Genomic DNA, 23,224 nt, shown 5'->3' with positions numbered 1-23,224 from the left:
AAATCAAAGGAGGTGTTGTCTCATGTTATTCCATATTAAACCGAACAAAAAAGCAAGTTTTGTAATGTGCTTATTGATGCTTTTTGCTATGATAGTGCCTGTTTATCCGGAAACGGTCCATGCAGCCGCTCAATCGGCATTTTATGTTGCCCCAAACGGCAGTGATTCGAATCCGGGCACACAAGAGCAGCCATTTGCTACTCTCGCGAAAGCCCGTGATGCTGTTAGGGCTATAAACAGCAATATGACCGGAGATATATACGTGTATATAGCTTCAGGCAATTACTACGTAAACAGTCCGATCAGCTTCGATGAAAGAGATTCGGGGACTAATGGATTTCAGGTGATTTACACGAATTTGGACGGTCTAGGCACGGCGAAATTCATTGGCGGCAATAAAGTCACCTCTGCTTGGAATCTGGTCACCCGTACAGGCGCTGATGCAGACCTGCCGGCAAGCGCTGCTGGGAACGTGTACAAAACCTATGTTGGTACCGGGATTCAATTCAATACATTATACGTTAACGATTCCAGGGCAGTTATGGCAAGAACCAAAAATTTAAATGTCGATCCGAGATTTCCTGCCTCACAAACGGATTATATGAGATCAGCGGGTGGTGGAATCAGCACTTTGATCTATAATTCTAGCGATATTGATGCAACATCCTTAGCCGGCTTAGTGAACGCGCAAGCACGAGGCGAGCTCGATGCACAGGTGTATATGTGGGATGGCGGATACTGGGATTGGATGACGGATACGATTCCGCTATCCGGTATTAATACGTCTACACGAACACTCACATTCAAAACTGATCCGAAAAATGCTGCAGCATATCGTCCCAAATATGCGACCGGCACGAATGCAAGATACTTTTTACAGGGAAACCTGGGATTTCTGGACCAACCTGGTGAGTATTACTTCAACAAAACGACAGGTTATTTATATTACTATCCACTAGCTGGATCCGGAAGCATTGAGAATCAGGATATCGTGATTCCAGCCGTAAAGAAGATTATTGATATCAAGGGCGCTTCCCGTACCAGCATGGTATCGCATATTACATTCAACGGTTTGGAATTTAAAGATACGGATTTCTCTGACTATTATAGCTATGGTTGGAACTGGGGGGATGGCGGCGTAGGTGTAGGATTCTATCCGCCATCGGCAGCGGGAAGTACACAACCATCCTACTGCGAGCAGACCGAAAGAGTAGAGTTTCAGGTCGGTGTAATTACCTTGACCAATACGAGCAACATCACGATCAGCAATTCGCATATCAAAAATGCGGGCATGTTCGGGATCGAACTCTATCTAGCCAATCAGTACACGAATATCAATAACTCCCTTATTGAATATACGGGACATGGAGGTGTGAATATTGAAGGCGGATATCCAGGCGTCGGCGGAGATGCAAATGGGGACGGATATAGCCATCATAATACGGTCACCAATACGATGATCCACGACGCTGGCCAGCTGGTTGGTCAATCCGCAGGGATTACAGTCAATAATTCCGGCTATAATACGTTTTCGCATCTTGAAATATACAACTCGCCAAGAAGAGGGATATTTGTAACAGCAGGTTGGAGCCGCAATCCTAACGTTGCCTTTCCTAACGGAGATAAGAACTACAATCCGATGACTGATTTGTATACGCATCATAACACGTTTGAGTATATTTACCTGCACGACATGCAGCAAGATGGTGGAGATGACGGTGCGTTCTTCGCCTGTTATTTATTCAAGGGTTCGACCAATTATAAGCCTAACTATATCAACCAGATGGTGATAGACAGCGTGGGAGCAAACCCAAGCATGACTGACATCGCCCCGAATGGTATGAATCTTGATATGGGCGCTTCCGGATTTCAAGTTAGCAATCTTAAAATTGTTAACCCTCAGCATTTTAATGCGGAGGTCAATACGACGACGCAATATGGCGATAAGATTACATTCACCAATACAAACATTGATTTTGGTAAGCATACTAATCAGCTTGCTACTTTTAACGACTCCTTAATGGATTATGCGAACATCGGTATCGGGGCAGATTTCCCAAGTGTCTATTTACCTGCTAGGGATTCATTTCAAGAACCGGACAATATTTATATCAAAGATGATTTTGAAAGCGGAATGGATTGGACGAAATGGACTTATCAAGGTGTGAAGCCCGTTGTTACGACGGAATGGATGTCTGAAGGCGGTCTTCATGGTAAAAAAGCGCTGAAAATAGACAGCGATGCTGCACCGAGCGGTTCAAAGCCTGTGTTGTACAGAGATTTTGGCGGTTCGCTCAACAAAATTGTCACAGTAAAAATGTTTGATCGACAAAGCAGTAACTTAGTTCCTTACGATTCAGGCACGACCATCTCTTCAACGGTGAAATCGCTGGCGCGAGTAGATAATGGCGTTCAAGCTGTAGGGATGGGGCTGGACACGACGGTAAATAACAAATATTACGTTGTTATGAATGGTTCAACCGAAACGGCAACCTCAATCCCTCGTACCTACGGCTGGCATGAGCTGAAATGGGATTATACCAGCGGAAATGACGTGAAGCTTTATATTGACGGCGTGCTGGTTCAGACTTTAACCACGATAACTAATTTTAGTCGTGTCGAGCTCGGGTCTGACAGTGGCAAAGGGGTAAGTTTCTACGATCAGTTTTATATCTATGGCGGTACAGTGACACCACCGCCTAACCCGCTGCCGATGCCTCCAGAATCGATTCCTGGAAAGATCGAAGCCGAAGATTTCATCGATATGTCAGGCATACAAAAGGTTACAGCCTCAGAAGGCACCCTAGCTGTAGGAGATTTCGACGCTGGCGACTGGATAGACTATAAAGTCAATGTCGCGGCCGCCGGCGCCTATAAGGTGAATTATCGGGTAGCCGTTAATTCGGGATCCACCGGTGAAGTCGAGTTGCAATTGAACGGAGTCAAACTGAAGACAACTTCATTACCGAGCACAGGCGGAATGCAAAATTGGGTGACGGTGAGCGATACCGTAACCCTAAGCGCAGGACTTCAAACGATAAGGCTGTATATCACCAAAGACGGGTGGAACCTGAATTGGTTCCAGTTTGAGAAGTATGTGCCGGTACCTGGAAAGATCGAAGCGGAAGATTACAATGCGATGTATGGCATCCAAACTGAACCAGCCTCGGAAGGCACCTTGTTAGCGGGCTATTTGGATGTGGGCGACTGGATGGATTACAACGTCAATGTTGCTTCTGCAGGAACCTATACTGTGAATTATCGTGTTGCAGTGAATACGGGTTATTCCGGCGAAGTTCAGCTGCAGGTGAACGGGGTTAATTTGAAAACGACCTCATTCCCTAGCACCGGCGGGTGGCAGAATTGGGTGACGGTAAGTGATAAGGTGACACTCCAATCAGGCCCTCAGACGATGAGGCTGTATGTCAGCAAAAATGGCTGGAATATTAACTGGTTTGAATTACAATCAGTTGCTTCAACGCCAAGTACAAACACAATTCAAGCTGAGAACTATAGCTCCCAGAAAGGAACCGCAACCCATAGCGCAGGGACCGGAACTGTAGTAGGGAATATAGATCCTGGCGATTGGATGGCATACAACAATATCGATTTTGGTACGGGTATCAGCCAGTTCGTGGCCAGTGTAGCTGTCGATTCTGGATATGCTGGCAAGCAGCTTCAGTTACGGCTTGATAGCACGACGGGACCGTTAATCGGCACATTAACCATAAAGTCAACAGGCGGATGGGATACCTATGCGACACAGACATGCGCTGTATCCGGCGTGAGCGGAGTGCATAATCTTTATATTGTCGGAGCCGGAAGCGGAGAAGGGGTCGGCAATATTGACTGGTTCAAGTTCATGACGGATAAGATACTTCCGGCGGACGCAACGTTTACAGCCGATGAAACCGGTCCAACCAACACCGATGTCAACGTAACGATTCACTATCCGGATAACGTATCGAAGAAAGAATATAAAACAGGTACAGACGGAACATGGACAATGTACACCGATCCAATTGTCATGACTGCGAATGGGACGGTCTATGCCAGAAGTACGGATGATGCGGGTAGCACATCGAACGTCACCAGCTATGAAGTCAGCAATATCGACAAGGTTGCGCCCGAGAGCAGCGTGGCCGTTACACCAGCTGAACCTGATGGGCAGAACGGCTGGTACACCCATCCGCTTACACTGGAGCTTGCCTCGTCGGACAAAGAATCCGGTGTAGCGAAGTTGGAATACAGTCTTGATGGCGGTTCCACTTGGATTCCATATGACGGGCCGGTAGTACTCGATCAAGATGGGAAGGCTGCCGTTAGTTATCGCTCAACAGACAAAGCTGGCAATGTGGAAGATGTAAAGATCGTCAGCTTTAACCTGGATACAACTGCCCCGGTGATCGAAGTGACCGTACCAGAAGACGGCAGTACTTATGAAGATTCCGGGGATTTTACGCCTCAGATTGCGCTAACAGATAACATGTCCGGTATCGACAACAGCAAGACGACAGTAACGCTCGATACGAATGCTTACCAAATCGGAACGACGGTTCCGCTTTATAAGCTGCCGCTTGGGCTGCACACACTCGTTGTTACCTCTAGCGATATGGCCGGTAATCAGGGAAGCAAGACCGTTCAATTCCAGACGGTGGCAAGCGTTGCTTCTTTACAGGCGCTGGTCAATTATTTTGTGAGTAACAATGAAATCGACAATGCTGGCATTGCCAATAGTCTTCAGGCCAAATTGAAGAATAACAATTTGAACAGCTTCGTGAATGAAGTGCAGGCGCAAAGCGGGAAGCATATCTCAAGTGAAGCAGCAGAATATTTGCTGCGGGACGCTCAGTATGTATTGGCGCAGAAGTAAGCATTTATGAAAAGGTCGTATTTTCGATACTTGTGAAGCACGGTATTTCGGAGGAAGTTTTATTGCAGCATCCGGGTTGGTGAGCTTTTGTTCACTAATCCGGATAGTCAACCGAGAAGAAAATGTTATTTTGATAAGTTATTTTTTTCGTAGGAGGGATCAAATGAAAAAATATTACAAGAAAATAACTTCTGCGGCATTGGCTTTTGCAATGGCAACCACAACATTTGCATTTACAAATACAAAAGTAAGCGCAAGTGATGTAAATGTTCAAGCTCAAAGCAATGCAATGGCAACCATTTATGTTTCAACAACCGGCAACGACACCTCCGGTGACGGTTCACAGGCCAATCCATTTGCTACTTTACAAAAGGCGCAACAAGCCGTTCGACAAATCAATCAAAACATGACAGGCGATATAAAAGTTAGCATTGCACCAGGCGACTATTACATGCCAGGTACTCTTAACTTTACGTCGCAAGATTCCGGCACGAACGGCTACAACATCGTCTATGAAAGCTCAGGCGGAATTGGTGCTGCAAAGCTTTATGGCGGCATACCTGTCACAGGCACATGGACTCTTGCCGAACAAAGCGACGCTACCAACTACGGTATGCTTACCAGTATGGTAGGTAAAGTATGGAAAATTCAACTGGACACGGCGAACTATCCTACAACATTCAGCGGACTGAATTCACCGGCTTTTAATACATTATATGTTAATGATGCGCGGGCGACGATGGCAAGAACGCCCAACCTTATGCCTCAAGCAGGATTCCCCGAAGCCAAGGATAACTATAACCGCGTATCCGGAAGTTCCAATGGCAGCAATATTCAAATCAATAAAAGCGATTTAACTCCTGAACAGATCAATGGCTTACAATTGGCGCAGCAAAACGGTATTGAAGTCGCTCAAGTATTTACTTGGGATGGCGGTACCGGCGGCGTTTCCGGTTCGTGGGACTGGTTTACCGATACGGAACCTGTCGCAAGTATAAACGTTGGTACCTCAACAATTACACTTAACCAGCCGCAAGCAAATGGCTCGGATTTCTATCACAAATACCAATATTACGTAAAGTACCCAGTAAGCAATGGTTCAAGATATTTCCTGCAACACAACCTCTCGTTCCTCGATACTCCGGACGAATACTATTATGACAAAACGCATGGCATCCTGTACTACTATCCGGCCGATGGAACGATGACAAATAAAACCGTTGTCACGCCAACCATGCAAACGGTTATCAATATGCAAGGTACACCAAAGGCAAACCCTGGCGATCAACCCGATCCAGCGCTTCAAGTCCATAACATTGTTTTTGACGGTCTTGCCGTAATGGACACAGAGTTTAGCGACTATTACAGCTATTCATATAACTATGGCGATATGGGAGGCATTGGTGCATTCCCGCCGGTAGCGTTGGCACAGGGCGTAACCATGCCGGCCTATGCCGAATCTGCCGATCGTCCGGCTTTCCAAGTGGGCAGTATCACGATGCAAGGCACCAACAACATCACAATCAAAAACAGCCTCATTAAAAATGCCGGCATATATGGCATCTTCATGCTCGGTGACAATCAGTACAACACGATTGTAAACTCCACGGTTGAAAACACGGGTGACGGGGGGATTTCCATCGACGGCGGATATCCTGGCGTCGGCAAATATTCCAACCATCATACGATTAACAATGTTCTTATCCATGACGTCGGTCAGCTCGTAGGTCATGGGGTTGGCCTTACCGTTATGAGTTGCGGGCAAAGTACATTCAGCCACTTGGAGATCTATAATTCGCCAAAACGCGGAATGCTTATTCTTGGCGGATATCCTCGCGGAGGGAAAAGCGCAAATCCGAATTTCGATAATGTGAGAGATAACTATACCGTCGGTAACCACTTCTCATACATCTACTTGCACCACACCCACCAAGATGCCGGCGAAGACAGCTCACTGTTTATGTCATGGCTTACTGCCGGAGGTGGACAATGGTATTCTGCTGCAACGCAACACGGATCCAATGACGTTAACCATCTAACCACGAACCTCTCACAGATTGATCCGTCAGTTGACCGTTATAACTACATGGATCAAGTGCTCATCGCTAATATTGGCACTGCGGCGTCCGTGCATGAAAAGGATTCGGTCGGCGGATTGGATACTGCCATGGGTGCAACCGGTTTTGTGTTTTCAAATGTTCAAGCCATAAACACGCAAAGTCACTCATTGGCTATTCGCCCCGGCAACTCTGGCGGCTATGGCGATATGTACATTTTCCAGAACGTCACCAACAATATTGATGATATATCCAGCGTACAGTCGTTTGATCCGTCAAAAATGCAATACGATTTAATCGGGTTAACTTCTTCATTCCCGACTCCATTGCTCGGAACCAATCCACACACCTACCCGCAAACATCTCCGTCAAATGTATATTTCTCGGATACATTTAACGATTCCGCTCTCGACGCAACAAAGTGGACAGTAGAAAAAGGCAGTGTGGATATGTCTTTGGGCGTGTTGGCAAGTCCGAACGACCCGCGGCTTGGCATCAGGTCGCTTCCGATCTTTACCCCGACTAATCTTAACGGCGTTGTGGTTAGTCGTCTCTTTGAACAACCTATAAATAAGGTTGTAACCGTCAAGTTTTTTGACAGACATAAAGATTATTTCTTTGGAGACCCGCCGACAACCTCTCCGAATGACCCTTATTTGGCGCATACGTACTTGCGGGTCGATGACGGTAAAAATATATTGGGAATTGGTGCCAACGGCGAAGTATCGAAAGATTACTATACAATCCAAAAAGGCAATCAGTCGATTGTAACAAATGTGCGTCGCGATTTCGGTTGGCGTACCCTAACGATGGACTATTCCTCCGGAACGGATGTAAAAATTTCCATAGACAATCAGCAGGTTGCTGATTACACCGTGGCAGACGGTATCGCTACAGCATTCACATATGTTGGAATGGGCGACTGGGGAAAAAGTTGGCCGGATGGAAAACCGGTCGGCAGCTCGACGGATTTCGGCGATTTTTATATCTATGGCGGTCAGGACGCTCCGCCGGTTCAACCTCTTGTAACCATTCCGCCCACGGCGGTCCAACCCCGGGCCTATGTCGAGAATTTCAGTCAATATCCGTTAGGCAGTACGGCCAGACCAACCGGCTGGGCAGATAGCAGAGACGGTTCTTCAAATCCCAAGGCTTCCTATCAAATCGTGCAAGATGCAACGGTCGGCAAGGTCATGCGGATCACGGAGCCGGACAATGTCATATTCTATGGCTTGGGCGATAATTCGCTGACCAATTATACATTGACTTTGCAATCAAAATTCGTGTCATGGTCGGGCAATTCGAACGGCACTTACGCAACCTTTGGCCCATCCGTATATGTCAGCGGCAATAATGGAGGTAATGTATCTCGTTATGAGCTGAGATATAATTATCCGAATCTCTCAAACGGTCAATGGGTGATCTACCAAAGGGGCGGCAATCCCGCAGACAACAATTTGGTAACCAATATCCAAATGCCTGCCGGCTTTAACATGAATGACTGGAACACCTACAAAATCGTAGCCGGAAACGGTTATATTACATTCTTCGTCAATGGTACTCAGGTTGCACAAGTTTCCAATCCCGGCAACGCTTTTGGCGGCTTTGGTCTTGGTGGATACGATGCTACGTTTGATGTGGCAAACATTAGCCTTGTGCAGAATCCTATTAATCCTCCATCGGCGAACCTATCATCCGGCACGTATAGCAATCCGCAAAGCGTAACCCTTACGCCGGCAAATGCAAGCGATTCCGTATATTACACCACGGATGGTTCCGACCCGGCCATTTTCGGAACCCTTTATACCGGAAATCCGATTAAAATTAATGCTAGTAGTATACTCAAAGTTGCAGAGGTGAACAGTGCCGGGGTATATAGCGCGACAGTCGGATATAACTACACGATCAGCGGAACAACGGCCGCGCAGACTGCAGCAGGGGTTAACAAACAACCGCTCAGAGATGCAATAACCAATGCAATGTCTGTTAAGCAAGGAAACTATTCAACTGCATGTTGGAATGCTTTTAAATCTGCAATAGCAAGTGCTAATTCGGTGCTCAAAAATACCAATGCAAGTGATTCCGATGTAATAAACGCTGTTGCTCTGCTTCAAACCGCCAGGGCTAAGCTTATTCCGACGTTCACTTCTGGCACTACTACCCTTTATTCGGAAGACTTCAGCGGATACACGGTAGGCAGCACCTCGGCGCCAACTGGCTGGACGGATAACAGAACAGCAGCCGGTCTCAGCCCTGCACCTGTTTATAGCATTGTTTCGGACACGACAAACCCGAATAACGCAAGCGGCAAGGCATTGAATATCAAAACACCTGATAACATTGTCTACACCAATTTAGGCAATTCGTCGTGGACGAGTTACACAGCCACCGCGAATATCAAATTTGCTGGCTGGGGATCAAACCCGGGTTCAGCGGCATACGCAAACTTTGCGCCTATTTCGGTCTATGTAAGCGCCAGAAGCGGTGGAAATGTAAACCGTTACGAGCTTAGGTACGTTTATAATAATCTTGCAAACGGTTCATGGATTATCTATCAGCGTAACAATAGCGGTTCACCGGCAGATAAAACGCTTGTTAGCAACATTCAAATGCCGTCCGGGTTCGATATGAACAACTGGAATTCTTACAAAGCTGTCGTCAGCCCCTCGTCGATCACTTTCTACGTTAACGGCACGCAGGTGGCGCAAGTACCAAATCCATCAAATGCTTTTGGTGGTGTTGGCTTTGGCGGAATAAACAACGAATTCCGCATTGACAACCTTACCGTTACGAACAATGCATCGTCAGTGACTTCGCCTACGGTAGACAAAGCCGCCGGAACATTCGCAAACCCGGTTACAGTGAATGTAACGCCCGGCACTTCCGGCAACAGCGTTTACTATACGCTGGATGGCTCCGACCCGACAATTAACGGAACGCTGCAAACGGGTCCTATCGCCATCAATAAAAGTTGTACATTAAAAGTGGTTGAAGTGAGCAGCAGTGGGTATTTTTCTTCTATTTCGTCTTATGCCTACACAATCACGAATCCTGCTTCTGCCACTCCGGTAATGGTTGTAAATCCGCGTTCACAGAGTGTAACCGATCCACAACCCGTATCATTCGGTACGATGGCATACGCTTCCGATGGTGGAACGCTCACTTATCAGTGGCAGGTTTCAACCGATAACGGTACGACATGGAGTAACATCAGCGGCGCGACAAGCAGCACGTATACAACGGTTTCACCGGTAACAGTTGCGGACGATGGTACACAATATCAATGCATGATCACGAACACAGAAGGCTCGCTCATCCCAGCAATCTATACAACACCCGCGGTGATCCTAAATGTTGTAGCGATGCCGACATCGACGATTACGGATTCTTTTAAGATCTCGGCAAAGAGCGTAACTCCTTCGAACAGTGTCAGCGATGGAACGAACGGGCCGACGGGTACCGCAACCGTGACATTCACCGCCACTCAAGCTGGCACATATTACTATTCGGTGGTGTACAGCGGCGCCGCAAAACCAACGCTTAACACATCTGGAACCGGAGCAGCCGGCATTGCGGGTGATAACACCTTCAGTATCCCGAATCTCGCGCCATATGTGCCGTATACGGTCTATATTCAAGAGAAGGATTCGAACGGTAAGCTCAGCAACATTCTCAAAATGGATATTGGGAGCGGCACACCGACTCTTGGTTTCTCAACATCCGGTAACGGAACTGTAACCCAAGGCAGTGGGGGCCGATATCTTTCGGGTACGGCCATGCCCGTTGTCGCAACGCCGGCTGAGGGGTTCTACTTCCTGAATTGGACAACATCCAATGGAGGGGTGTTTGCGGATGCGAACAGCTCATCAACGGAATTCGTAACTTCGTTCTATGACAATACCGTAACAGCTAACTTCTACAATGTATCGAACTTCAATGTAACAACTACTGGCACCGTGAACGGCGGAACAAACATCGATTTAAATATTGATGTTGAGGGTACAAATCTAAACAATCCGGGCGCCGCCGTTGGCATGTATGTTTTAGTTAATGGCAAAAGCTATGCAGTAACAGCGGGCACTCAGAATGTAAATGTTGTAGCCCCTTCAAGCAGCAATAAGATGACCGTTCAGCTTTATGACCAAAGCGGCAACTTGCTAGGCACAACCGATATTCCAATTGCGAAGACATTAGCAGCAATCATGACACCGGCACCTGTTACTGGGGTTGCCAACGGAACGGCAAAGACGGCGGATGATCTCGGCTTGCCTGCAACCGTCCAACTGGAAACCAATTCGGCGGAAAGCATGAATGCCAATGTGACATGGGATGTCGAAGCTTCGAGCTATGATCCTTCTGTAAAAACGGAACAAACCTTCACGGTGTCGGGGACGGTAACCCTGCCTGAGGGAGTCGCAAACCCCAATCAGGTACCATTGACAACAAGCATTAGCGTGACTGTAAATGAAATGATAGACAAGACGGGACCGGAGCTGACGATTGAGCTGGATCAAACGACGATATGGCCGGCGAACAATAAAATGGTGACCGTGAAGGCTACAGTAAACGCGAGGGCCGAGTCGGGAGTGAAGTCAGTCGTGCTAACATCCATCACGTGCAATGAACCGGACAGCGGACAAGGCGACATTCAAGCGAACATCGGCTCGGAGGACACCACGTTCGGTCTGCGTGCCGTAAGATTGGGCGCAGGCTCCGGGCGCGTCTATACGATCACCTACACGGCGACCGACAATGCAGGCAACCAAACGGTTGCGACTGCAACCGTAACCGTGCCGCATGATCAATCCGGGAAACCTGGAAAGTAAGGTAACAGCAGTAGTTTAATATCTAGCCCTCTATCACCTACAAAAGTCAACAGTGTGATAGGGGGCTTTGTTTGGTTTAAAAGATCTCAAATTTAGTGAAATATACACTTTTTAGAGACTGTCATTGCAAATTATCAAAGGAAGATATGCTTTTTTATGTATTCAATTTTACTTTGATCTTTTATTATGGGATTTCAATTCGACTCTAAAAATCATTCATTAAGCAGGGGGGCCGACTATAAAGCTTTAAGTTGACCGGATCAACTGGAAAAAGAGCAAATGATCTTATCAAATACGATTATACGAGGAGGTAGATTATGAACAGATTTCGAAAAGTCCTATCCATTGTTACCGCAACAGCAATTGTAGCTGCAAACTTTGTAGCCAGCGATGCTTACTTTGGACCCCATGCGTATGCGGCTCGAACGAACGGCACCGCCCCCTACATTAACCAATGGGCTGTTTCCGGTCCTTTTACCAATGAGCAACCTCTTGGAAACATCGTTCCTGTTATTGGCGAGTCTTTTGCCGATCCGAACAGTACGGAAACATCCACATGGCAATATTTCGACGACCGGATCTTCAACCGAAATTATGACGATTACAACGATCTGATGGGTTATTTTGATGTGAAGCAAGGACAGAATACAACCGACAAGTGGGTTGTGGCCGCCACCTATGTGTACAGCCCCAGAGCGCAAACGGTTCAATGGCAGGTCGGCGGTTCGGGGGTATATAAGCTTTTCGTGGGCGACACGCTTAGTGGACAGCAAACCCAAGTTGCATCTCGTGTGAGCAAGAGTGGTACAAAATATCCAATCACATTAAACCAAGGTTGGAACAAGCTTCTTATTGAAATTCAGCACAAAAACCCCAGTACGAACAAGAATTTCCTCGGTTTTTACACAAGACTTTCCGACAACAATGGGAATGAAATTTCTGGTCTCACATACTCCGTTACGGGACCAAACGTAACAAACAACCAACTGGAAATTGTTACACAGGGTCTTGCAATTGATAAAGATGCGTTTGATGCAAGGAATGCAAATGTCCCGGCTAACGACTATCCGTCCAACACGCTGCCATACGCTTACGACGAAAATCCATATGTATGGATGGTTGGTAAAATTGACGGGAAGGAGAATACATCATCCAATGCTTCGCAGGCGTCTCCTTTTACATTCCAGGCTGCAGGTGGAAATCCCGGTTACACTTGGGAAATTGTGGATGGCGCATTGCCGCCTGGTCTGACATTGGCATCTGACGGTCACATCGAAGGTACGGTGGCAGACGGCGCGCATGGCAGATCACAAAAGGATTACACGTTCACGGTAAAGGTGACGGACGCGCAAGGCTCTACGGCAACACAGCAATATACGATAACGGTTAAGGAAAATCCGGTGGATTGGTTTATTCTGGGCAAAATGTCGGCTCTGTCGCACACTACAGGTACAATGCCAAACCTTTATGACCCGAATTTCAACTATGACGTGTGGGCGCAGACAGCGAAAGAAATGGGTATGACCATGCTCTCAACAGAAAGCATTCAAAATACCATTTACTACTGGCCTTCAACCAATGCGGACTTAACTCCGAGCAGCAGCAACAAAATGTACAAATACAACGCTTTGTACCAGTCTGAGGACGGCACATGGCATGTTAAAGACAGAGTGATGCAGGCTAAGCAGGCTGCAGAGCGTTACGGCTTGAAGTTCGGCGTGTACCTTTCGTCACAGTATAATGGTATGGACATCATAGAAAGTGATATCCAAGGGTTGGTAGCAAGATACAATCCATGGTATATCTTTGCCGATGGTAACCCTCAGGACACTGCTAATGTAGACGTGGCATGGAGTTCAGCCCGCAACTATAACGACCGTATTTTAATTGATGCAAACCCGGATCCTCAAACTGGTGACCAAGATATTACACTGCATGAGCGTCCTTTCTGGCACAGTGAACCTTACAACAACGGCGGCTGGGGAAATGGTGTTTTGCCGCAAACGAGAAAAGTCGCCCATGAGGAATGGAACGATCCGTATACAACCGCATTGGATGTTTGGACAATTTACGCAAACGGCAACGAACGCGACAATTGGCCTGAAGCAACAAAGGAAATCATTAATCAATACGGACACGGCTATGTCATGAATTATGACTCGTCCATAACGGTTACCCGCGGTATGGATAACCTGAGCAGCAATTTGGATAACAACAACATTTTCGCCATGGTGCCGATTTCCTCGCAGCAATTGTCAGATATGCGTGCTTCCATTGCGAAGTGGATGGTAAATGCCGGCGGTCCCGACTTGCATGAGTCCCTATACGGTACAATGCCTTATACAATGGATTACACTATTAAACCAGGCTGGTATACCGATCCGCAGAAGGCTATTGCCCACGGTCAGGGTCCAGACTGGGGATACACCATGTCCCGTGACCAGTATGTCTATATGCATATGATCAAAAACCTCATTTCCGGTGTGAGCAAGGCAGGATTTACCGGCCAAGCCTCGATGAGCGGAATTGGTCCCTTCAATGATCCGGTTAAAAGGATCGAATGGCTGAACAAGGGAGTTTCTCTGCCCTTCACGACACAACAAAACAATGGCAATTACTATGTCACAATCGACACTTCAAGCGTTGTTGCCGACCCCATCGACACCATCTTGAAAATTACAACCGAAGACAAGACAAGAAATTTTGCGATGACAAGCGTCAAGTTGTTCAGCAGCCAGACTTCAACAGATAAGCTGCAGCTCAGAGCGGAGTGCTACATGAACGACTTTACTAATGTTTTCGCGCCTGCAACGCTTCGCTACACAAGTAACAATACAAGCGTAGCAACGGTAGATTCTACAACAGGTTTGGTTAAGGCTGTCGGTGACGGTAAAGCTACAATCACCGTTACGGCAACCTATGATGATGGTGTGAACGGTCCACAGGTTAAGACCGACACATACCCTGTAAAGGTATCCGGCGGCTTGATTTCGGCTGAACTTCCGCTTGTTGGCGTGAATATGTTTACGGACGGTAATTTGTACTGGGGTCAATTCTCCACAAACAAAGACCTTCCTGTGACATTCCAAGGCTTTACACAAAAAGGCGGCGCGATTGACATTCTGGGCAGTACAAATATCAAATATCACTATGCAACCGTTGACGGTAACCGTAACAACCCTACAGGCAAAATCATTGTAACGGAAGTGCCTGCCGATAAAGTACCGTTTGTTGTAAACGGCAACACCATGCAATTTACAGGTAATGTTTTAACCCCTACGATGTACAGCTACTGGGCTGAAATTACGGTAGATGGACAGACATATACGTCAACTCGTAACTACATTACGCTTATTCCAGATGTAAATGTAGCAGCTGGGATTACGCCGATGGTTACAAGCGATAACAATAACGCAGGAGCTTTATCCGACGGCATAATTAATGATTCGACCGGCGGCAATCTCGCAAAGTGGGTTGCACCGGCAAGTGATCAAAATCCAAGCATCACATATGACTTGGGCAAACCGTATGATCTTACCCGTGTTAATGTATTCTTCAACCACCATATGCCGAATGCTGACTACGTTACATACTACAATGTGCCTAACAAAGTAAAGATTGAGTATAGTGATGACGGCGAGAATTGGATAGCAGGTCATGAAACAAGCAAATTGTCTGGCGGAGGATTGCCAACATCGAGAGATACACTGGCGGTTCCAAAGAAAGATACAACCTTGTATGCTTGGGAACAAGAAGGCTTGTATTACAACTATCCAGTTGACCCAAGCAAATCTAGCGTGAAGGCACGTTATGTAAGAGTTTCCTTCCCTGGCGGTGGTCAAGGCGGCAGCCCGGTTGATGTGATGGAAGTTCAGGTGTTCTCATCAGGAGATTTAACAGCACTCGGGAGCCTTAAGCTGGATCCGAAAATCGGAGCGGATAACAAAACGGTAACGGTTGATGTAAAAGGATATTCCTTTTTAGGGGATCCTCTTGACCTTGCAGATGCGAAAATTACACTCACAAGCGAAAATCCGTCCGTTGCAGTAGTTGGTGCAGATGGAGTGATTACAGCTGGATTACAAGGTAAGGCGAGAATCCTTGTAACCGCAAGGCTTAACGGCTACAATGCTAGCGATTATTTCTTTGCAGATGTAGATGCTAACGGAAGCATACATCTGAACCCTTATCTGAGGGAAGTAAAGCTTACTCTCAATCAAAACACCATCAAGACGAACGAACCGATTGTAGGCGCTCTTGAGGGAACGTTAAGCACTGGAGAAAAGGTTGATTTGTCGGAAGCAACGATCGAATATCAATTGAGCGATAAAAGGCTTTCCGTCGTTGAGGGCAGTAATACGATCGTGGTGACAGGCGATATCGGGCTTGGATTTAAAGCGACCGCTGCAGTAAAAGCGACCTTAGACGGGGTGACCGTTCTAAGCGATCCGATCGCGATTACAGCGAATGGCAATAATGTACCTCAATCGCAAATGACAGCAACGGCGACAAGCCAGGAAACGAGCGGAGAGAATAATGCAGCATCTATGGCGATTGACGGAAACCCGCAAACGATATGGCATACCAAGTGGGATAAATCCAATCCGCTTCCTCAATCGATTACCTTAAACCTTGGAGGAACCTACAAAATCAATAAAATTACTTATTTGCCAAGGCAGTCTGGTGATAACGGAAAGATTACAAGCTATAACGTCTATGTCAGCACCGATGGGGCGACCTTTACGAAAGTCGCTAGCGGCAATTGGGCGAGCGACAGTGCGGAGAAAGCCGCAAGTTTTACGGGAACGAATGCATCGCATGTGAAGCTTGAAGCAACGGCAGGGGTTGGCGGGTGGGCTTCGGCTGCGGAGATTAATGTGTTCAAAGCGGATGAAGACATCGTAAAGACCATCGTAGACTACAAATCCGTTGCCGTAATAGATACGAATCAGGGACAGATCCCGACACTTCCAGAACAGGTTGAAGCCGTGTACAACGATGGAACAACAGGGCAAGTGGATGTTAAATGGGAGGAAATCACCCCAGAGATGGTTGCCAAGGAAGGTGTGTTCTCGGTCTACGGATCTGTTGAAGGAACTGTACTGAAAGCGAAGGCTACTTACAGAGTCAAAGTAGTCGATCAAGAAGCGCCATCAACCACAGACAATGCGCCTACTGATTGGGTGAATCAAGACGTTACGGTACTTCTGGACGCAACTGACAGTGGAACCGGAGTGGCTAGCACCCATTACATCGTAAACAATGGAGAGGAGCAAACCGGAAATTCGGTTGTATTCACCGATGAAGGTATCCATAAGCTGGAATACTGGAGCGTAGACAAGGCAGGAAATGTAGAAGAACGTCATACCGTCACTGTGAAGATCGACAAGACGGGTCCAAACCTCACGGTTCAGCTGGATCCAGTAACGCTCTGGCCGGCAAATCACAAAATGGTGAAGGTGAATGCTACGCTGGATGTCAGTGACAGCTTGTCTGGAATCGCCTCCGTTGTGTTAACCTCCATCACAAGCAATGAACCGGAAAGCGAAGAAGGCGATATTCAAGCTCGTATCGGGTCAGAGGACACATCATTTAGTTTACGTGCTGAAAGATCAGGCGAAGGAACAGGCCGTATCTATACGATTACCTACACCGCAACCGACAAAGCGGGTAACCAAACGGTTGCGACTGCAACCGTATCTGTGCCGCATGATCAGTCAGGGAAATCTGAAAAGTAAGATAACGACGACCATTGAATTGCCTGGCGACATCAACCACAACGGTAAAATCTCGATCGCTGACCTTGTGGCGATTGCGAAGATAATTGAATCCTAACACCACACCAAAAACCGTTCGGACGATCTCTATCGTCCGAACGGTTTTTTCATCCATTTCAGTAAAAAGAATCGAAAACTAACATTCTTAAAGAAAAGTGCTTATTTTAAAGACCCGAAAAGCCTATTTTTAGAGAAAGAGCACCTATTTTCTGTATTCAATATTTAGTTGATCCACTAAGGTGAAATTGCAACGTACTATTTTGATTTTTGAAACACGGGGGAGGATGCTTATCGAGTAGTTCCTACAGATTTGTTAAGCAACGATCAACACGAAGTACTTAACAAAAAACTTAAATGGAGGAATATACGAGTGAGGAAAAAAATAAAGCAAGTCTTTACTTTTTTATTAGCCAGTGCAATTGTGGTTCCATCATTTTCGTTGGATACGAAAACGGCAGAAGCGGCTCGAACGAGCGGCACTGCGCCCTACATCAATCAATGGGCGGTTACCGGTCCTTTCACCAAAGAGCAGCCGATTGGAAACGTCGATCCCGTCATTGGCGAGTCTATAATCGATCAGAGCAACTCAGAAACATCCATCTGGCAATATTTTGACGATCGTATCTTCAACCGCAACTATGATGATTACAATGACTTGATGGGCTATTTTGATGTGAAGCAGGGACAGAATACAACCGACAAATGGGTTGTGGCCGCAACCTATGTTTACAGTCCCAAAGTACAAACGGTTCAGTGGCAGGTCGGTGGTTCGGGGGTGTATAAGCTTTTCGCGGGCGACACGCTAAGCGGGCAACAAACCTCAGCCGCATCGCGTGTGAACAAGAACGGTACTAAATATCCAATCGCATTAAAACAAGGCTGGAACAAGCTTCTCATTGAAATGCAGCACAAAAACCCCGGCACGAATAAGAATTTCCTCGGTTTTTACACAAGACTTTCCGACAACAATGGAAACGAAATTTCCGGTCTCACCTATTCTGTAACGGGACCAAACGTAACTAACAACCAACTGAAAATTGTTACACAGGGCCTTACTGTTGATAAGGATGCTTTTATTGCCCGCAATGCAAATGTTCCGGCTAACGACTATCCGTCTAACACACTGCCATACGCTTACGATGAAAATCCATATGTATGGATGGTTGGTAAAATTGACGGGAAGGAGAACACATCTTCCGTTGCCCCTCAGGCATCTCCTTTTACATTCCAGGCTACAGGCGGAAATCCCGGCTACACCTGGGGTATTGTGGATGGAGCATTGCCGCCAGGTCTGACATTGGCAGAAGACGGTCACATTGCAGGTATGGTGGCAGACGGTGCTCATGGTACATCACAAAAGGATTACAAGTTCGCGGTGAAGGTCACTGATGCTCAAGGTTCTACGGCAACACAGCAATATACGATAACGGTCAAGAAAAACCCGGTTGATTGGTTTATCCAAGGTAAAATGTCGGCTCTTTCACATACCACAGGTACAATGCCGAACCTGTATGACCCGAACTTCAACTATGACGAGTGGGCACAGACAGCGAAAGAAATGGGAATGACGATGCTTTCGACAGAATCCTTACAAAATACCGTTTACTACTGGCCGTCACCCAACGCAAATTTAACCCCGAGCGATAGCAACAAATTGTATAAATTTGGCGCCTTGTACCAGTCTGAGGACGGTAAATGGCAAGTAAAAGACAGAGTGATGCAAGCCAAGCAGGCTGCAGAGCGTTACGGATTGAAATTCGGTGTGTACGTATCGTCACTTTACGAAGGTAAAGAAATTTTAGAAAGCGATATCCAAGGTTTGGTAGAAAGATACGATCCATGGTATGTCTTTGCCGATGGCGGCCCCGAGAGCTATTCCAATGTTGACGTGGCGTGGAGTTCTGCCCGCAACTATAACGATCGTGTATTAATTGATGCTAACCCTAATGCTCAAACCGGTGACCAAGATATTACGCTTCATGAGCGACCGTTCTGGCATAGTGAACCATATAATGAAGGCGGCTGGAGAAACGGTATTTTGACGCAAACGAGAAAAGTTGCCCATGAAGAATGGAACGACCCGTACACAACCGCATTGGACGTTTGGACAATTTACGCCAAAGGAAACGAACGCGACCATTGGCCGGAAGCAACAAAGGAAATCATTAACCAATACGGACACGGTTATGTCATGAATTATGATTCATCCATAACGGTTACCCGCGGTATGGATAACCTGAGCAGCAATTTGGATAACAACAACATTTTTGCCATGGTGCCGATTTCCTCGCAGCAATTGTCGGATATGCGTACTTCCATTGTAAAATGGATGGCAAACGCCGGCGGTCCCGACCTGCGCGAGTCGCTGTACGGCACAATGCCATATACGATGGATTGCACCATTAAACCAGGCTGGTATACGGACCCGCAGATGGCGATCGCCCACGGTCAGGGTCCGGACTGGGGTTACGCCATGTCCCGTGATCAGTATGTCTATATGCATATGATCAAAAACCTTATTTCCGGTACGAGCAAGACAGGGTTTACCGGCCAAGCCTCCATGAGCGGAATTGGTCCCTTCAATGATCCGATTAAAAGGATCGAATGGCTGAACAAGGGAGTTTCTCTGCCCTTCACCACACAACAAAGCGGAGGCAAATACTACATTACCATCGACACTTCAAGTGTTGTTGCCGATCCAATCGACACGATATTGAAAATTACAACCGAAGACCCTGCAAGAAATTTTGCGATGACAAGCGTGAAGTTGTTCAGCAGCCAGACATCAACAGATAAGCTGCAGCTCAGAGCGGAATGCTACATGAACGACTTTACCAATGTTTTCGCGCCTGCAACGCTTAGCTACACAAGCGACAAAACAAGCGTTGCGACGGTTGACGCTGCTACGGGTTTGGTTACGGCTGTCGGTGACGGCACAGCGACAATCACGGCAACCGCAACCTACAATGATGGCGTGAATGCTCCGCAGGTTAAGACCGACACATACCCTGTAAAGGTATCCGGCGGCGCAATTTCGGCTGCGCTACCTCTTGTCGGCGTGAATATGTTTACGGACGGTAATTTGTTCTGGGGACAATTCTCCACGAACAAAGATATACCCGTGACATTCCAAGGTTTCACGCAAAAAGGTGGCGCAGTTGATATTCTGGGCGGCACAAATATCAAATATCACTATGCAACCGTAGACGGTAACCGTAACAACCCTACAGGCAAAATCGTTGTAACTGAAGTGCCTGCCGATCAAGTACCGTTCGCTGTAAACGGCAACATGATGAACTTTACCAATACTGTTACTAATTCTACAATGTACTGCTACTGGGCTGACATCACAGTAGATGGAAAGACGTATACGACAACCCGTAACTACATTACGATCATTCAGGATGTAAATGTAGCAGCTGGTATTACGCCGACGGTTACAAGCGATAGCAGTAATGCCGGAAAATTATCTGATGGCATAATCAACGATTCTACCGGCGGCAATCGCACAAAGTGGTCAGCACCGGCAAGTGATCAAAATCCAAGCATTACCTATGACTTGGGCAAAATGCACGATCTTTCCCGTGTCAATGTATTCTTCAACAACCATATGCCGAACGCCGACAACGTTACTTACTACAATGTACCTAACAAAGTAAAGATTGAGTATAGCGTTGACGGTGTAAATTGGATAGCTGGTCATGAAACAAGCAAATTATCTGGCGGCGGATTGCCAACATCGAGAGATACGCTGGCGGTTCCGAAAAGCGATACAACCTTATATGCTTGGGAGCAAGAAGGTCTGTATTACAACTATCCGGTTGATCCGAGCAAACCAAGCGTGCAGGCACGTTATGTAAGAATATCCTTCCCGGGCGGCGGTCAAGGCGGTAGTCCGATCGATGTGCTGGAAGCTCAAGTGTTTTCATCAGGAGATTTAACTGCACTTGCGAACCTTAAGCTTGATCCGAAAATCGGAGCGGATAACAAAGCGGTAACGGTTGATGTAAAAGGTTATTCCTTCCTAGGTGATCCTCTTGACCTGACCAATGCGAAAATCACGATGATAAGCGAAAACCCGTCGGTTGCAGCAGTTGGCGCGGATGGGGTGATTACAGCTGGATCACAAGGTAAGGCGAGAATCCAAGTCACCGCAAGTCTTAATGGCTACAGTGCTAGCGATTTCTTCTATGTCGATGTAGATGCTAATGGAATCATGCATCTGAACCCATATCTGAGGGAAGTAAAGCTTTCGCTAAGTAGTAACACTATTAAGAAGAACGAACCGATCGTAGGCGCTCTGACGGGAACGTTAAACACAGGCGAACAGGCTGACTTATCTGCAGCCACAGTTGAGTATGTCTTCGGTGATCCTCGATTAGAGGCCGTTCCGGGCAGCAATACCATTGTCTTAAAAGATGCTGTTACTCAGCCATTCCAATCGACGGTGAAGGGAAGAGTAACGCTTGATGGCCTAACCATGGATACCAATGAGGCAACGATCACGGCATTAAGCGGGAATATCGCCAGCATAGCGAATGTATCCGTATCGTCCGTTAGGGATCGAAATGGTGATCCGAATGGGAATAATCAGGATGATCGTTATTTGGGCGTAAAGGCTACGGATAGGAATAAGTCGACATCTTGGGCGGCGAAAAAAGCGGATAGAACGCCTTGGATAAAACTTCAATTTTCTGAACCTATACAAATAGGGCGTATTAACTTGGTTGACCGAGGACACGACGTGAATCAGATTGTTGAAGGTCTTCTGGAATGGGAAGGCGGCAGCCGAAAGGTTGAAAATATCAAGTGGAATGGTCAACCGGATAATATTGTGACATTTGAAACACCAATAACGACAAGCTGGATTAAATTTACGATTGACCCTGACAATAAATACAATAATCCGACCGATGCAGAATGCGGCTTGGCAGAATTTGAAGTTTATGAAGCACAAAAAATGGAGAAGACCATCGTAGAATACAAAACGGTTCCCGTAATAGATACGAACCTGGGTCAATTCCCGACACTTCCAGAACAGGTTGATGCCGTGTACAACGATGGAACAACAGGTCAAGTGGATGTTAAATGGGAGGAAATCACCCCAGAGATGGTTGCCAAGGAAGGTGTGTTCTCGGTCTACGGATCTGTTGAAGGAACTGTACTGAAAGCGAAGGCTACTTACAGAGTCAAATTAGTGGATAAACAAGCGCCAACGACATCAGATAATGCACCCGAGGGATGGGTGAACCAAGACGTTACGGTACTCCTGGACGCAACCGACAGTGGAACAGGAGTGGCTAGCACCCATTACATTGTAAACGATGGAGAGGAGCAAACCGGAAATTCGGTCGTTTTCACTGAAGAAGGCGTTCACACCCTAGTGTACTGGAGCAAAGACAAGGCAGGAAATGTAGAAGAGCGTCATACCGTCACCGTGAAGATCGACAAGACGGGTCCAAACCTCACGGTTCAGCTGGATCCAGTAACGCTCTGGCCGGCAAATCACAAAATGGTGAAGGTGAATGCTACGCTGGATGTCAGTGACAGCTTGTCTGGAATCGCCTCCGTTGTGTTAACCTCCATCACAAGCAATGAACCGGAAAGCGAAGAAGGCGATATTCAAGCTCGTATCGGGTCAGAGGACACATCATTTAGTTTACGTGCTGAAAGATCAGGCGAAGGAACAGG

4 protein-coding genes are annotated in these 23,224 nt (G+C 46.8%); all 4 read left to right on the top strand.

Annotated elements, in window-relative coordinates:
* Window positions 1-22: 22 nt before the first annotated feature.
* Complete coding sequence (locus tag MUG84_RS21130) at window positions 23-4,873, top strand: carbohydrate-binding protein (protein WP_244728616.1); 4,851 nt, start codon at window positions 23-25, stop codon at window positions 4,871-4,873.
* 163 nt (window positions 4,874-5,036) lie between these two features.
* The gene (locus MUG84_RS21125; protein ID WP_244728614.1) at window positions 5,037-11,756 is read left to right on the top strand and encodes an FN3 associated domain-containing protein; all 6,720 of its coding nucleotides are present in this window, start codon (window positions 5,037-5,039) and stop codon (window positions 11,754-11,756) included.
* Window positions 11,757-12,073: 317 nt separating this feature from the next.
* Window positions 12,074-17,494 (top strand): discoidin domain-containing protein, encoded by a 5,421-nt coding sequence (locus MUG84_RS21120; protein WP_244728612.1) that lies wholly within the window; start codon window positions 12,074-12,076, stop codon window positions 17,492-17,494.
* 409 nt (window positions 17,495-17,903) lie between these two features.
* Window positions 17,904-23,224 (top strand): DUF7402 domain-containing protein (locus MUG84_RS21115; RefSeq protein ID WP_244728610.1); only part of this gene is annotated, 5,321 nt, incomplete at its 3' end.

The sequence above is a fragment of the Paenibacillus mangrovi genome, assembly GCF_022898935.1.
Classification (GTDB): domain Bacteria; phylum Bacillota; class Bacilli; order Paenibacillales; family Paenibacillaceae; genus Paenibacillus_AQ; species Paenibacillus_AQ mangrovi.
The sequence above is the reverse complement of the archived record's forward strand: the minus strand, read 5'-3'. Positions and strand labels throughout refer to the sequence as shown.

Excerpts from the sequence above, each read along its gene's own strand:
- MUG84_RS21130 (WP_244728616.1), top strand. The coding sequence starts at position 23 with ATGTTATTCCATATTAAACCGAACAAAAAAGCAAGTTTTGTAATGTGC.
- MUG84_RS21125 (WP_244728614.1), top strand. The coding sequence starts at position 5,037 with ATGAAAAAATATTACAAGAAAATAACTTCTGCGGCATTGGCTTTTGCA.
- MUG84_RS21120 (WP_244728612.1), top strand. The coding sequence starts at position 12,074 with ATGAACAGATTTCGAAAAGTCCTATCCATTGTTACCGCAACAGCAATT.